Source organism: uncultured Caulobacter sp. (assembly GCF_947036865.1).
GTDB lineage: Bacteria > Pseudomonadota > Alphaproteobacteria > Caulobacterales > Caulobacteraceae > Caulobacter.
The window spans coordinates 1-15,662 of the sequence record NZ_CAMQSF010000029.1 but is presented as its reverse complement, the minus strand read 5'-3'; the positions used below and the strand labels follow the sequence as shown (position 1 = coordinate 15,662).

Sequence of the window (15,662 nt, the reverse complement as noted above, 5' to 3'; positions counted from 1 at the left end):
CCCACGGCGAGCCCCTGTCCATGACCGTAGCCAAGCCCCGCGCCCGCGCCGGCGGCCGGGGGCGTCCGTCCAAGGCCAAGGGCCTGGACCTGAAGGAAACCATCCTCGACGCCGCCGAGGGCCTGTTCGCGCGTCACGGCTTCCACGGTGTGACCACCCGGCAGGTGGCGGCCGAGGCCGGGGTCGATACGGCGCTGATCCACTACTATTTCGGCGCCAAGCGCGAGCTGTTCGACGCGGTGTTCCTGCGCCGGGCCGAGATCCTGAACACGGCCCGCGAGGCGTCGATGAACGCCTATGTGAAGGCCCACGCCGAGGCCATGACCGTCGAGGGCGTGATCGAGGCCTTCATCGAGCCGCTGCTGCGCATCTCTCAGGAGGGCGGGGCGGGCTGGAAGAACTACTTCGCCCTGGTCGCCCAGGTGAACAACACGCCGGCCTGGGGCGGCGAGACCATGGCCCGGTTCTTCGATCCCGTCGTGCATCAGCTGGTCGAGACGCTGAAGACCGTGCGGCCCCAGGCGGCCTATCGCGACCTCTACTGGTGCTATCAGTTCCTGACCGGATCGATGATGCTGTCCCTGTCCGAGACCGGACGGATCGACTCGCTGTCCGAGGGCGAGTGCCACTCCAGCGACCTGGAAGCGGTGCGCCAGCGGCTGTTCGCCTACTGCGCCGCCGGCTTCGAGGCGGTGATCGCCAAGGCGGGATAGGTCCGCCGCACCATTTTTCATCACCTGATGAAAAAAGCGCTGGCGTCCGGAGCCGGTTCGGGTGATTGTGTCCGCAATTCGCCGTTCGATGAATGGGCGAAGCCGAGCTTGCGTCCGCGAAAGACGGATCCGGCTCGGACGGGCGGAACGCAAGGGAGGGAACCCCATGACTTCGATGTGGAAGGTCGCGCTGCTGGCCGGCGCGGCGTGGAGCGCGATCGCGGGCGTCGCGTCGGCGCGGCAACAGGCCCCGACGGGCGACAGCGCCATCGCGGTGGATCAGGTCGTCGTCACGGCCCGGCGCCGCGAGGAAAATCTCAAGGACGTCCCGGTGGCCGTCTCGGCCTTCTCGGGCGAGAAGCTGGAGCGCTCGGGCGGCACGGACATCACCGTCCTGTCGCAGACCACCCCGAACATCACCGTTCAGACCGCGCGCGGGTCGAACTCGACCCTGATCAGCTACATCCGCGGCGTGGGCCAGCAGGATCCGCTGTGGGGCTACGAGCCCGGCGTCGGCCTCTATGTCGACGACGTCTATATCTACCGTCCGCAGGGCGCGGTGCTCGACATCTTCGACGTGCAGCGCATCGAAGTGCTGCGCGGGCCGCAAGGCACGCTGTACGGCCGCAACACCATCGGCGGCGCCATCAAGTATGTGACCAAGCGCCTGGGCGACGAGGCGGCCGCCAAGGTGCGAGCCACCTATGGCAGCTATAACCAGACCGATGTCCTGGTGACCGCCCAGACTCCGATCGCCGACACGGGTCTGTCGATCGGCGCCGCCTACGCGCTCTACAACCGCGACGGCTATGGCAAGAACCTGACCACCGGCGCCCAGCACTACAACAAGGACGTTCACGCCTACCGCCTGAGCGCCGAGTACAAGCCGACCGACGCCTTGTTCTTCCGTCTGGCCTACGACAAGGTCGTGGACGACTCCAACCCGCGTCACGGGCACCGCGAGACCCTGCCGACGGTGGGGAACTATCCGATCCTCGGCATCTACGACACCCAGGCCGGTCTGGGCGACCAGAACCACGTCGAGACCCGGGGCATGTCGCTGACGGGCGAGTGGCAGGCGACCAAGAACCTGACGTTCAAGTCGATCACCGCCAATCGCCGCGGCCACACCGACACCCTGATCGACTTCGACGGCACGCCGCTGCCGACCCTGGACGTGCCGGCCACCTACGACGACCGCTCGTTCTCGCAGGAACTGCAGGCCGTCTACTCGGACGAGAACGTCCAGGGCGTCTTCGGCCTCTACTACATGAACAGCCAGGCCTCGGGCGAGTTCGACACCATCGCCGGCAACCTCGGCGTCTCGATCGCCGACGGCGGCAAGGTCAGCACCCGGAGCTTCGCGGCGTTCTTCGACTTCAGCGCCAACCTGACCGACAAGTTCAAGGTCTCGCTGGGCGCCCGCGCCACCAGCGACGCCAAGCACGCCAATGTCTACCGGTTCTTCTATCTCGGCGCGACGCGGTCGCCCTATCAGGGCGGCGCCCAGCGGCCGATCCTGCAGACGCGCACCAACTACACCGCTCAGAAGACCTTCGACCAGTTCACGCCCCGCATCTCGGCCTCGTACGAACTCAGCGACGACCTGACGTCGTACGTGTCGTTCTCGAAGGGCTTCAAGTCGGGCGGCTGGGACATGCGCGGCGACGCGCTCATCACCCCGCAGACGACCCAGGGCTACCGCCCGGAAATCGTCAAGACCTACGAAGCCGGCCTGAAGGGCTTCGCCCTCGACCGCCGCGTCTCGTTCTCGTCGGCGATCTTCCTGTCGAAATACACCGACCAGCAGGTCACGACCCAGGTCGTGGTGCCCTCGGGCATCGCCAGCTCGGTCGACAACGCCGGCGCCTCGACGCTGTACGGCGCCGAGTTCGAAGCCAACGCCAAGCTCAGCCAGCACCTGTCGGGCAATGTCGCCCTCGGCTACATCCACGCCAAGTACGATCGCTTCAGCCGCTTCGTGCCGGCCGGCGCGCCGAACCCGGTGAATCCGTCCCAGACCCTGGCCACCGGCCAGGTCGTCAACGTGGCCAATCTCTACGGCTTCCAGAACACGCCTCGGTGGACGGGCAATGTCAGCCTGACCTGGCGCGGCGACCTGGCGGGCGGCGACCTGGCGATCACCCCGATGGTCAGCTATCGCGACAGCTATCAGCAGTTCGAGCAGCCCCTGCCGCTGCTGGACCAGAAGGCCTTCACCCTGGTCGACCTGACGGCGATCTGGACCGCGCCGGGCGGCCGCTACAAGCTGGCCCTGACCGGCAAGAACCTGACCAACGAGAAGTACCGCACCGGCGGCTACAACTTCGGGGCGCCGACCTACAACAACTCGGTGATCGGCTTCTACGGTCCGCCGCGCACCGTGTCCGCCTCGGTCGAGGTGGCGTTCTAATCATCTAGGCGACCAACTGGGCGGGATCCGCTGCAACGGATCCCGCCCTTTCCTTATGTAAGCGGCGGCGTGACGGGGGCGGGGCGATGAGCGAGTGGCGGACGACGACGACGGGCGGCTATCGCTACGTGGTCCTGGCCATGCTGATCCTGGCCTACACGCTGAACTTTCTCGATCGGCAGATCCTCGGCATCCTGGCCAAGCCGATCAAGGACGAGTTCTACCTGACCGACGGCCAGTTCGGCCTGATGGGCGGCCTGGCCTTCGCGCTGCTCTACACCACCCTGGCCATCCCGATCGCCTGGCTGGCCGACCGCTTCAGCCGCGTCTGGATCATCACCGCGGCCCTGACCCTGTGGAGCGGCTTCACCGCCCTGTGCGGCATGGTCGGAAGCTTTGGCCACCTGTTCCTGGCCCGCATGGGCGTCGGCATCGGCGAGGCGGGCGGGGTGGCCCCGGCCTATTCGCTGATCGCGGACTATTTCCCCAAGCATCAACGCGCCCGGGCCCTGGCCGCCTACGCCTTCGGCATTCCGCTGGGCACGGCCGCCGGGACCCTGGTCGGCGGCCTGCTGGCCGTCCACTACGGCTGGCGCACGGCCTTCGTCGCGGTGGGCGCGCTGGGCGTGCTGCTGGCTCCGGTGTTCCGGCTGATCGTGCGCGATCCCAAGCGCGGCGGCGCCGATGATCCGGCCGAGGCGCCTCTGGTCGCCGCGCCCGTCCCGCCGTTCGGCGCGGTGGTCCGGCTGCTGGCCGCCAAGCCCAGCTTCTGGCTGCTGTCGCTGGGCGCGGCCTCGTCGTCGGTCTGCGGCTATGGCGTCGCGGCCTGGCTGCCGTCGTTCTTCATGCGGAGCCTTGGCCTCACCCTGGCGCAGACCGCCTGGTACTATTCGGGCATCGCCTTCTTCGGCGGCCTGCTGGGCATCTGGCTGGGCGGCGCGGTCGCCGACCGGCTGGGCGCGAAGTCCAAGGCCGCCTACCCGCTGACCCCGGCCATCGCCTTCCTGATCTCGGCGCCCTGTTTCCTGCTGGCCATGAACAGCGGCAGCCTGGTGGGCGGGCTCGGGGGGCAGGCCTCGCTGGCCTTGGCCTTCGCGATCTTCCTGATCCCCACGGGCCTGAACCTGACCTGGCTGGGACCGATCACCGCCGCCGTGCAGCATCTGGCCCCCGCGCCGATGCGGACCACGGCCTCGGCCCTGTTCCTGCTGATCAACAACCTCCTGGGGATCGCCGTCGGGGTCTATTATTTCGGCCTGGTCTCGGACCTGCTGAAGCCGACCTTCGGGGCCGAATCGCTGCGCTGGGCGATCTATACCGGCATGGGCTTCTACCTGCTGGCGGCGCTGCTGTTCATCCTCGCCGCGCGCCGGCTGGCCCGCGACTGGGTCGAGTAGGGGCCCCGCGACCAAACGCCGCCTTCGTGGAGCATGATAGCCGAAAGCGCGCGCCGTTTCGGCGGCGCCACGCGCCAGAGGCCTGAAACCAAGCCCGTGCGTTCCGGATGATTCCATCCAAAACACACAGGCTCTAGCGGACCTATCGCCACGCTTCCGTCAATTTCAGGTATCACTGCCGCAAAGAACCGCGAGCGCCTGAATGACCCCCGAAGACCGCCACATCTTTCACGACCCCACGGGCAAGCGTGAGCGACGGGCCAAGCTGGTTCTGGGGATCGTCATCTCGGCGCTCGCCGCCATCGTGGCGGGCTTCGTGGCGACCCTGGCCTTCGCGCCCCGCTTGCCGGACGCGCCGCTGAAGGACCCCCACGTCCTGACCGCCCTGCACCAGGAAAGCCCGCGCCGGGCGCGTCCGGCCGAGACCTGGCGCCGCGTGCCCCGGCCCAAGACCGCGCCCAACGGCGCGGCGGTGCGTCCCCTGTCGGTCGGCTTCTACGTGGCCTGGGACGAGGACAGCCGCGAATCGCTGCGCCGCAATGTCGACAAGCTCGACGTGGTCTCGCCCCAGTGGGTGGCGATCAAGGGCGCGAAAGGCGACATCACCCTGGTCGACGATCCCGAGGGCGTGGCGCGCATCGCCAACGCGCCCAATCATCCGGCCGTGCTGCCGCTGGTTCACAACTCGGCCAACGCTCAGTTCAACGGCCCCCTGGCCGACGCCCTGCTGGCCGACCCGGCCGCGCGCGCCAAGCTGATCGACAACCTCTCGCGCCTGGCCGCCCAGCACGGCTATGGCGGCTATGTCTTCGACTTCGAGAACCTGTCGGCCAAGGGTCTGGCCGCCTATCCCAAGTTCCTCGACGAGGCCCGCGCCGCCTTCAAGGACACCGGCCGCGAGGCCTGGGTCACCGCGCCGTTCGACGAGGAGGGCTGGCCGCTCAAGCGCCTGCAGGACAGTTCCGACGCCCTGGTGCTGATGGCCTATGACCAGCACTACGCCCTGGGCGATCCGGGGCCGAACGCCGGGCAGGACTGGTACCAGAGCGAGCTGGGCAAACGCTTCGCCCATCAGCTGGATCCGGCGCGGACCATCCTGGCGCTCGGCGCCTATGGCTACGACTGGACGCTGAAGCCCGACGGCTCGCGCGCCTCCGGGTCGCCGGCGACCTTCCACGAGGCGATGCGCAACGCCCAGGACGCCAGCGCGACCATCCGCATGGACGCCGACGCCCTGAACCCGACCTATACCTATACCGACGACAACGGCGACAACCACGTCGTCTGGTTCCTGGACGCGGTCACCCTGTTCAACCAGGTCAAGGTCTCCGACCCCTGGAAGCCGCGCGGCTATGGCCTGTGGCGGATGGGGATGGAGGATCCCGGCGTCTGGTCGCTGCTGGGCAAGCCCTATGGCCAGGTCACCGCGACCGGCCTGACCAGCCTCGCCAACGGCCAGGGCGTCGACTTCGACGGCGGCGGCGAGGTGCTGCGGGTCGCCGCCCTGCCCACGCCCGGCAAGCGCAGCCTGGCGTTCGATCCCGCGACGGGGCTGATCTCGGGCCAGACCTACGACGTGATCCCCAGCTCCTATGTCATCGAGCGCTACGGCCAGAAGAAGGGGCTGGTGGCGCTGACCTTCGACGACGGGCCGGACGGGCGCTGGACGCCGAAGATCCTCGACATCCTGAAAGCCAAGAAGGCGCCGGCCACCTTCTTCGTGATCGGCCAGAACATGCAGAAGCGGCCCGACCTGGTGCAGCGCGAGGTCGCCGAGGGTCACGATGTCGGCGGCCACAGCTGGACCCACCCCAACATCGCCGAGACGCCGCTGGCGCAGGTGACCGTCGAGCTGAACGCCACCCAGCGCCTGTTCGAGGTGCTGACCGGCCGCTCCATGCGCCTGTTCCGGCCGCCGTTCTTCGGCGACGCCGAGCCCTCGACGCCGCACGAGGTGGCCCCGCTGGTGATCGCCCAGACCCTCGGCTACATGTCCGTGGGCCTGCGGATCGACCCCGACGACTGGCAGAAGCCCTCGCCGCAGGAGATCATCGACCGCACGCTGGACCGCCTCGACAACCCCGGCAATCGCCCCGGGCAGGTCGTGCTGCTGCACGACGCCGGCGGCGACCGCAGTCGCACCGTGGCGGCGCTGCCGGGCCTGATCGACGCGATCCGCGCGCGCGGCTATCGGTTCGTCACCATCGGCGAGCTGGCCGGCATGACCCCCGAGCAGGTGATGCCGCCCACCTCGCGCACGGCGCTGGATCTGGCGCTCGATCGCCTGGGCTTCGACTTCTTCCGCTGGGCCCAGTCGGGGATGACCGCGCTGTTCCTGACAGCGATCTTCCTGGGCGTGGCGCGCCTCGTCTTCCTGGCCAGCCTGGCGCTGGTCCACCGCTTCTGGACCCACGAGGAGCCGCAGGACCTCGATCCGGAAGACGGGCCGCTGGTCAGCGTGCTGATCCCCTGCTTCAACGAGGAGAAGGTCATCGCCGCCTCGGTGGCGCGGATCCTCGAGAGCCACTGGAAGAACCTCGAGGTGCTGGTCCTCGACGACGGCTCCAAGGATCGCACCGCCGACGAGGTCCGCAAGCATTTCGCCAACGATCCGCGCGTGACGCTGCTGTCGTTCCCGAACGGCGGCAAGGCGCGGGCGGTCAATCGCGGCCTGGCCGTGGCCAAGGGCGAATATGTGGTGGCGCTGGACGCCGACACCCTGTTCCCGCCCGAGACGATCGGCCGCCTGGCCCGCTGGTTCCAGGACGAGGACATCGGCGCGGTGGCCGGCAACGCCATCGTCGGCAACCGGGTCAACATCGTCACCCGCTGGCAGGCCCTGGAATATGTCACCGCCCAGAACCTGGAGCGACGGGCGCTGTCGGCCCTGGGCGCCGTGACGGTGGTGCCGGGGGCGGTGGGCGCCTGGCGCAAGAGCGTGCTCGACGATCTGGGCGGCTATCCGGCCGACACCCTGGCCGAGGACCAGGACCTGACCATCGCCTGCCAGCGCGCGGGCTGGAAGGTGGCCTTCGACCCCGAGGCCCGCGCCTATACCGAGGCGCCCGACACCGTCGGCGGCCTCTTGAAGCAGCGCTTCCGCTGGTCGTTCGGCACGCTGCAGTGCGTCTGGAAGCATCGCCGGGCGATGTTCAACCGCAAGACCCCGGTGCTGGGTTTCGTGGCCCTGCCGCAGATCTGGCTCTTCCAGATCCTGCTGGCCGTCGCCGCGCCCCTGGTCGACCTGGGCGTGATCTGGGCCCTGATCAGCAGCGTCTACGCCGCCGCCGCCCACCCGGTGGAATGGCGGCCCGACGACCTGATTCTGGGCCTGGTCTACTGGGCGGTGTTCATCGGCGTCGACCTGGCGGCCGGCGCGCTGGGCATGCTGCTGGAGAAGCGCGCCCCGTGGGGCGACCTGCCGTTCCTGCCCGTGCAGCGCTTCGGCTACCGGCAGCTGATGTACTATGTCGTGGTCAAGTCGGTGGTCATGGCCATTCGCGGCGGCCGGGTCGGCTGGGGCAAGCTGGAGCGGCGCGGCTCGGTGTCGGTCAAGGTCGGCTAGACCCGGCTTGCCAGGCTCCCCGAGGCGTGGCCTAGCTAGGCCAACCTTGGGGAGGCGACATGCGGTCCATGATGATCTCGGCGGCGATGCTGCTGGCTTTGAGCGCGAGCGGCGCGAACGCGGCGGATCATCCGATCCTTCAGGTCCAGGTCGGCCCCGGGATCCCGGGCCAGGTCTCGGGCCGCCTGCTGATCTTCGCCGAGCCGCTGGCGGCGGCCAAGGCGGACGCCAAGGGCGGGGTCATCGAGAGCGTCGAGGCCGACCCCTTCTCGGGCGAGGGCCAGGTGGCCGCCCGCGAGGTCGGCACGGTCGCGGCCGGCGCCGTGCTGGACATCGACCTCGACGGTCGCGCCGCGCCCAAGCTGTTCTCGCGGCTGCCGCCGGGCGAGTACGCGGTCCAGGCCGTGCTCGATCAGGACCACAGCTACAACTACAACGGCCGAGGCGGCGGCGACCTGGTCAGCCCGGTGACCACCATCACCCTGCCGCTGGCGGCCGGGACCAAGCTGGTGCTGGACAAGGTCGAGCCGGACTACGACCCCTTCAAGCTTCCGCCCCAGGCGCCCAAGGCGGCCGTCGATCGTCTGGCGGCGGCCAAGCCGCACATCGCGCCGGTGAACTTCGTCAGCCCCGCGCTCAGCGCCTTCTTCGGCCGGCCGATCACGATGAAGGGCTGGGTCCTGACCCCGCCCGGCTACGAGACCGACAAGGCGCGCTACCCGACCGCCTACTACACGCACGGCTTCGGCGGCTCGAACCCCTATCTCGTCGGCCAGGCCACGCGCATGTACGACCTGATGGCCAAGGGCGAGGCCCCGAAGATGATCTGGGTCTATCTGGACGAGAGCGGCGCCACCGGCACGCACGAGTTCGCCGACAGCGTCAACAACGGCCCCTGGGGCAAGGCCCTGACCGAGGAACTGATCCCCGATCTCGAAAAGCACTGGCGGATGGACGCCAAGGCCAATGGCCGCTTCCTGAACGGTCACTCCTCGGGCGGCTGGGCGACGCTGTGGCTGCAGACCCGCTATCCGAAGGTCTTCGGCGGAACGTGGTCGACCTCGCCCGATCCCAGCGACTTCCACGACTTCACGGGCGTCGACCTCTACGCCCCGAACGCCAACGTCTATTACAAGCCCGACGGCTCGCCGCGCCCGATCGCCCGCGACCACGACAAGGTGCTGGCGACGCTCAAGGACATGGTCGCCCTGGAAGAGGTGCTGGGCGAGTACGGCGGCCAGTTCGGCTCGTTCGACTGGGTGTTCTCGCCGCGCGGTCCGGCCGGCCGGCCCGTGCCGATGTTCGACCGGGCGACCGGCGCCGTCGATCCGGCGGTCGTCGCCTATTGGAGCCAGCACTACGACATCGCCGCGCGGCTGAAGGCGAACTGGCCGGCCCTGAAGCCGGACCTCGACGGCAAGGTGCACCTGATCGTCGGCACGGCCGACACCTTCTATCTGGACGGCGCGGCCCGGAAACTGGAGGCGGTCATGAAGGGCCTGGGGGCCAAGACCGACTTCCGCTACCTGAAGGACAAGACCCACGGCGACCTCTATGCCGTCGGCGAGGACCGTCAGGCGCTGATGAAGACGATCGCCTGGGAGATGTACGCGGTCGCCCGTCCGGGCTCCAAGCCGCCGGTCCCGATCCCGACCGCGCCGGCCGCGCCGTAAGCGGCTTGATGCGCCAAGCATCGGCTAGCGGGTAAACAACTAAAGGTCGGGTCACCCTCTCCCTTCCCCAGGCGCCCGCTGGGCGCCGTGAAACGCGCTCGCCGTCTTCGCAAGGCGATGACCATGGCCGAGCGCGTCGCGGCTGAAATTCAGCGGCCACCCCATCCCAACCCTTCCCCATCAAGGGGAAGGGCTTCCGGGGGCGCGGATGCCCGGTCCGCCTGTCCTATCGAACCCCATAACCGCGCAAGCCTTCACCTTATCGTCGTCGCGCGGTTGCGCCTGCGAAATACCGCTCCTATAACCCGGCCACATTTCTGAAAGCCGTCGTCGAGACCGGGCCCTCATGAACATCCACGAACATCAAGCCAAAGCCGTACTCGCCGAGTTCGGCGCTCCCGTGCCGCGCGGCTTCCCCGCCTTCACGCCGGACGAAGCCGCCGCCGCCGCCGAAAAGCTCGGCACGCCGGTCTTCGTCGTGAAGAGCCAGATCCACGCCGGCGGCCGCGGCAAGGGCAAGTTCGAGGGCCTGGGCCCCGACGCCAAGGGCGGCGTCCGCGTCGTCAAGTCGGTCGAAGAGGTTCGCGCCAACGCCGAGGAAATGCTCGGCCGGGTGCTGGTGACCCACCAGACGGGCCCCAAGGGCAAGCAGGTCAACCGCCTCTACATCGAGGAAGGCGCGGCGATCGCCAAGGAATTCTACCTGTCGCTGCTGGTCGACCGCGCCTCGAGCAAGGTCTCGGTCGTCGCCTCGACCGAGGGCGGCATGGACATCGAGGACGTCGCCCACTCGACGCCCGAGAAGATCCACACCTTCACCATCGACCCGGCGACCGGCGTGTGGCCGACCCACCAGCGCGCCCTGGCCAAGGCCCTGGGCCTGACCGGCGGCCTGGCCAAGGAAGCCGCCTCGCTGCTGACCCAGCTCTATACGGCGTTCATGGCCAAGGACATGGCCATGCTGGAGATCAACCCGCTGATCGTGACGGCGGATGATCACCTGCGCGTCCTCGACGCCAAGCTGTCGTTCGACGGCAACAGCCTGTTCCGCCACCCGGACATCAAGGCGCTGCGCGACGAGACCGAGGAAGACCCCAAGGAAATCGAAGCGTCGAAGTACGACCTCGCCTACATCGCCCTGGACGGTGAGATCGGCTGCATGGTCAACGGCGCGGGCCTGGCCATGGCCACCATGGACATCATCAAGCTGTACGGCGCCGAGCCGGCCAACTTCCTCGATGTCGGCGGCGGCGCCAGCAAGGAGAAGGTCACCGCGGCCTTCAAGATCATCACCGCCGACCCGGCCGTCAAAGGCATCCTGGTCAACATCTTCGGCGGCATCATGCGCTGCGACATCATCGCCGAGGGCGTCATCGCCGCGGTGAAGGAAGTCGGCCTCAAGGTTCCGCTGGTGGTCCGCCTGGAAGGCACCAACGTCGAACTCGGCAAGAAAATCATCTCGGAAAGCGGCCTGAACGTCATCGCCGCCAACGATCTGTCTGACGGCGCCGAGAAGATCGTCGCCGCTGTGAAGGGCGCCCGCTAAATGTCGGTTCTGATCGGTTCGCAAACCAAGGTCATCTGCCAGGGCATCACCGGCGCTCAAGGCACCTTCCACACCGAGCAGGCCATTGCCTACGGCACCCAGATGGTCGGCGGCGTCACCCCGGGCAAGGGCGGTCAGACGCACATCGGCCTGCCGGTGTTCGACACCGTCGCCGAAGCCAAGGACCGCACCGGCGCCGACGCCTCGGTGATCTACGTCCCGCCGCCCTTCGCGGCCGACTCGATCCTCGAGGCCATCGAGGCCGAGATCCCGCTGATCGTCTGCATCACCGAGGGCATCCCGGTGCTGGACATGGTCAAGGTCAAGAAGGCCCTGCAAGGCAGCAAGTCGCGCCTGATCGGCCCGAACTGCCCCGGCGTTCTGACGCCCAAGCAGTGCAAGATCGGCATCATGCCGGGCTCGATCTTCTCGGAAGGCTCGGTCGGCGTCGTGTCGCGCTCGGGCACCTTGACCTATGAAGCGGTTTTCCAAACCACGAACGCTGGCTTGGGCCAAACCACGGCCGTGGGCATCGGCGGCGACCCGGTCAAGGGCACCGAGTTCATCGACGTCCTGGAAATGTTCCTGGCCGACGACGCCACCAAGTCGATCGTGATGATCGGCGAGATCGGCGGCTCGGCCGAGGAGGACGCCGCCCAGTTCCTGAAGGACGAAGCCAAGCGCGGCCGCAAGAAGCCGATGGTCGGCTTTATCGCCGGCCGCACGGCGCCTCCGGGCCGTCACATGGGCCACGCCGGCGCCATCGTCTCGGGCGGCAAGGGCGGCGCCGAGGACAAGATCGCGGCCATGGAGAGCGCGGGCATCCGCGTCTCGCCGTCGCCGGCCAAGCTGGGCGAGACCCTGCTGGAAGTGCTCAAAGGCTGATAAGACACCGAAACCCCGCCTCGCGCGGGGCCCAGGTTTTTTGCGACCGCCAGTCGACGATCCGAAAAAATCACCTGGGCCCCGCCAAGCGACGGGCGCTCGGGTGATTGAGAGACTATATTTACGGCCCGCGGGTTAGCGGTCCCGTGAGCAGCGGATCTGAAGGCGACAATTCCATGGCGGACGACGCAGGCATCATCAACCAGGTCTTGACCGAGACCAGCTTCCTCTACGGCGCCAACGCCGCCTTCGTGGAAGACCTCTACGCCCAGTGGGCGGAGAACCCCGGCTCGGTCGATCCGTCCTGGAACGCCTTCTTCGCCAGCCTGCAGGAGCAGGCCGACCAGGTCAAACGCGCCGCCCAGGACCCGGCCTGGACCCCCAAGAAGGTCCCGACCGCCCGTCCGGACTGGCTGTCGGCCCTGGATGGCCAGTGGGCCACCGTCGCCCCGGCCGTCGAGGCCAAGGTCTCTAAGGCCATCGAGGCGAAGGCCCCCGGCGCCAATGCCGAGGCCGTCCGCGCCGCCACGCTGGACAGCCTGCGCGCCATCATGATGATCCGCGCCTACCGCATGCGCGGCCACCTGGCGGCCAATCTCGACCCGCTGGGCCTGGATCCGCCCAAGGACGCCAGCGAGCTGGATCCGGCCACCTACGGCTTCACCGAGGCCGACTACGACCGTCCGATCTTCCTCGACTTCGTGCTGGGTCTGGAGACCTCGACGATCCGCGAGATCCTGTCGATCCTGCGCCGCACCTACTGCGGCAATGTCGGCGTGCAGTACATGCACATCTCCGACCCGGCCGAGAAGGCCTGGCTGCAGGAGCGCATCGAGGGTCGCGACAAGGAGATCACCTTCTCCAAGGAGGGCAAGGTCGCCATCCTGAAGAAGCTGATCGAGGCCGAGGGCTTCGAGCGCTTCCTGCACAAGCGCTTCCCCGGCACCAAGCGCTTCGGCCTGGACGGCGGCGAGGCCATGGTTCCGGCCATGGAGCAGATCATCAAGCGCGGCGGCGCCCTGGGCGTGAAGGACATCGTGCTGGGCATGCCGCACCGCGGCCGCCTGAACGTGCTGGCCGCCGTGATGGGCAAGCCCTATCACGTGATCTTCCACGAGTTCCAAGGCGGCTCGTCGGTGCCCTCGGACATCGAGGGTTCGGGCGACGTGAAGTACCACATGGGCGCCTCGTCGGACCGTGAGTTCGACGACAACAAGGTCCACCTGTCGCTGACGGCCAACCCCTCGCACCTGGAAATCGTCAACCCCGTCGTGATCGGCAAGGCCCGCGCCAAGCAGGCCTTCGTGCTGCGCGAGCAGCCGGACGCCGGCCGCGGCCACGTGCTGCCGCTGCTGCTGCACGGCGACGCGGCCTTCGCCGGCCAGGGCGTGGTGGCCGAGTGCTTCACCCTGTCGGGCCTGAAGGGCTACCGCACGGGCGGCACCATCCACTTCATCGTCAACAACCAGATCGGCTTCACCACCAGCCCGCGCTATTCGCGCAGCTCGCCCTATCCCAGCGACATGGCGCTGATGGTCGAGGCGCCGATCTTCCACGTGAACGGCGACGATCCGGAAGCCGTCGTCTTCGCCGCCAAGGTCGCGACCGAGTACCGCCAGAAGTTCGGCAAGGACGTGGTCATCGACATGGTCTGCTACCGTCGCTTCGGCCACAACGAAGGCGACGACCCGACCATGACGTCGCCGCTGATGTACGCCAAGATCAAGGGCCACCCCTCGACCCGCGAGCTCTATTCGAACCGCCTGATCGGCGAGGGCGTCATCACCCAGGCCGAATCCGACGGTTGGGTCGGCGAGTTCGAGAAGTTCCTCGACGCCGAGTTCGAGGCCGGCAAGACCTACAAGGCCAACAAGGCCGACTGGCTGGACGGCAAGTGGGCCGGCCTGACCCTGCCGGGCGACGAGGATCGCCGCGGCAAGACGGCCTTCCCCAAGACCCGCCTCCTGGAGCTGGGCCGCCTGATCACCACGATCCCCGAGCGCATCGACGCCCACAAGACCGTCAAGCGCGCCATCGAGAACCGCCGCGAGGCGATCGAGAAGGGCGAGGGCATCGACTGGGGCACGGCCGAGCACCTGGCCTTCGCCACCCTGCTCGACGAGGGCATTCCGGTCCGCCTGTCGGGCCAGGACTCGGTGCGCGGCACCTTCACCCAGCGCCATTCGGACATCATCGACCAGAAGACCGAAGAGCACTACACGCCGCTGAACAACATCCGTCCGGGGCAGGCCAATTACGAGGTCATCGACTCGGCCCTGTCGGAAGAGGCGGTGCTGGGCTTCGAGTACGGCTTCTCGCTGGCCGATCCGAACACCCTGACCCTGTGGGAAGGCCAGTTCGGCGACTTCGTGAACGGCGCCCAGGTCGTGATCGACCAGTTCATCAGCTCGGGCGAGCGCAAGTGGCTGCGGATGAGCGGTCTCGTCATGCTGCTGCCGCACGGTTACGAGGGCCAAGGCCCGGAACACAGCTCGGCGCGCCTGGAGCGCTTCCTGCAGCTGTGCGCCGAGGACAACATGCAGGTCGTCAACTGCACGACGCCGGCCAACTACTTCCACGCTCTGCGCCGGCAGATGCATCGCGAGTTCCGCAAGCCGCTGATCGTGATGTCGCCCAAGAGCCTGCTGCGCCACAAGCGCGCCGTCTCGAACCTGACCGACTTCACCGAGGGCTCGACCTTCCACCGCGTGATGGTCGACGGGGCCGAGGCCGGCTGCGACGTCGGCGGCATCACGCTGAAGAGCGACGATCAGATCAAGCGGGTCATCGTCTGCTCGGGCAAGGTCTATTTCGACCTCGTCGACCAGCGCGCCAAGACCGGTCGCGACGACGTCTATCTGCTGCGTCTGGAGCAGTTCTATCCGTGGCCGATGAAGTCGCTGATGAACGTGCTCGGCCGGTTCAAGAACGCCGACCTGGTCTGGTGCCAGGAAGAGCCGAAGAACATGGGCGGCTGGACCTTCGTCGATCCGTGGATGGAGCTGACGCTGGACAAGCTGGACATCAAGGCCAAGCGCGCCCGCTATGTCGGTCGTCCCGCCTCGGCCTCGACGGCGGCTGGCCTGATGAGCCGCCACCTGAAAGAGCTCGAGACCTTCCTCAACGAGGCCTTCGCGTAAGCGTCGGACTTCACCGCTAAACCTCGCCGGACCAAACAAGAGAGACTCGGAACAGCCCCCATGGCCGACATCATGACCCCCGCCCTGGGCGAATCCGTCACCGAAGCGACGGTCGCCCGCTGGACCAAGAAGGCCGGGGAGGCCGTGAAGAAGGACGAGATCCTCGTCGAGCTGGAAACCGACAAGGTTTCGCTGGAAGTGGCCTCGCCCGCCGACGGCGTGTTGTCGGCCATCGGCGCCGAGGAAGGCGCGACCGTGACGCCGGGCACGGTGCTGGGCGTGATCGCCGAAGGCGCCACGGCCTCGGCCGCGCCGGCCGCCGCGCCGGCT

At 68.0% G+C, this 15,662-nt stretch carries 9 protein-coding genes; all 9 read left to right on the top strand.

Annotated features, from left to right (window positions below; translation table 11 throughout):
* Positions 1-20 precede the first annotated feature (20 nt).
* Positions 21-713, top strand: a complete 693-nt coding sequence (locus Q0V34_RS14665; protein ID WP_297513160.1) for a TetR/AcrR family transcriptional regulator — start codon at positions 21-23, stop codon at positions 711-713.
* 166 nt (positions 714-879) lie between these two features.
* Positions 880-3,126 carry a TonB-dependent receptor gene (locus Q0V34_RS14660; RefSeq protein WP_297513158.1) on the top strand — a complete coding sequence of 749 codons (2,247 nt, stop codon included), beginning with the start codon at positions 880-882 and terminating at the stop codon, positions 3,124-3,126.
* Positions 3,127-3,212: 86 nt separating this feature from the next.
* Entirely contained in the window at positions 3,213-4,523 is a 1,311-nt protein-coding gene (locus tag Q0V34_RS14655; RefSeq protein ID WP_297513156.1) for an MFS transporter, read from the top strand.
* Between the two features lie 202 nt (positions 4,524-4,725).
* On the top strand, positions 4,726-8,088 hold the full coding sequence (locus Q0V34_RS14650; RefSeq protein ID WP_297513154.1) for a glycosyltransferase: 3,363 nt from the start codon (positions 4,726-4,728) through the stop codon (positions 8,086-8,088).
* A 59-nt stretch (positions 8,089-8,147) separates the two neighbouring features.
* A complete protein-coding gene (locus Q0V34_RS14645) occupies positions 8,148-9,761 on the top strand; it encodes an alpha/beta hydrolase-fold protein (RefSeq protein WP_297513152.1) in 1,614 nt (537 codons plus the stop codon).
* Positions 9,762-10,107: 346 nt separating this feature from the next.
* A complete protein-coding gene (sucC, locus tag Q0V34_RS14640) occupies positions 10,108-11,307 on the top strand; it encodes an ADP-forming succinate--CoA ligase subunit beta (RefSeq protein ID WP_297513150.1) in 1,200 nt (399 codons plus the stop codon).
* Complete coding sequence (sucD, locus tag Q0V34_RS14635; RefSeq protein WP_297513148.1) at positions 11,308-12,192, top strand: succinate--CoA ligase subunit alpha; 885 nt, start codon at positions 11,308-11,310, stop codon at positions 12,190-12,192.
* A 176-nt stretch (positions 12,193-12,368) separates the two neighbouring features.
* Positions 12,369-15,332, top strand: coding sequence for a 2-oxoglutarate dehydrogenase E1 component (locus Q0V34_RS14630; protein WP_297513146.1), 2,964 nt, complete (start codon positions 12,369-12,371; stop codon positions 15,330-15,332).
* Positions 15,333-15,392: 60 nt separating this feature from the next.
* On the top strand, positions 15,393-15,662 hold a 270-nt coding region (locus tag Q0V34_RS14625), incomplete at its 3' end, for a biotin/lipoyl-containing protein (RefSeq protein WP_297513144.1).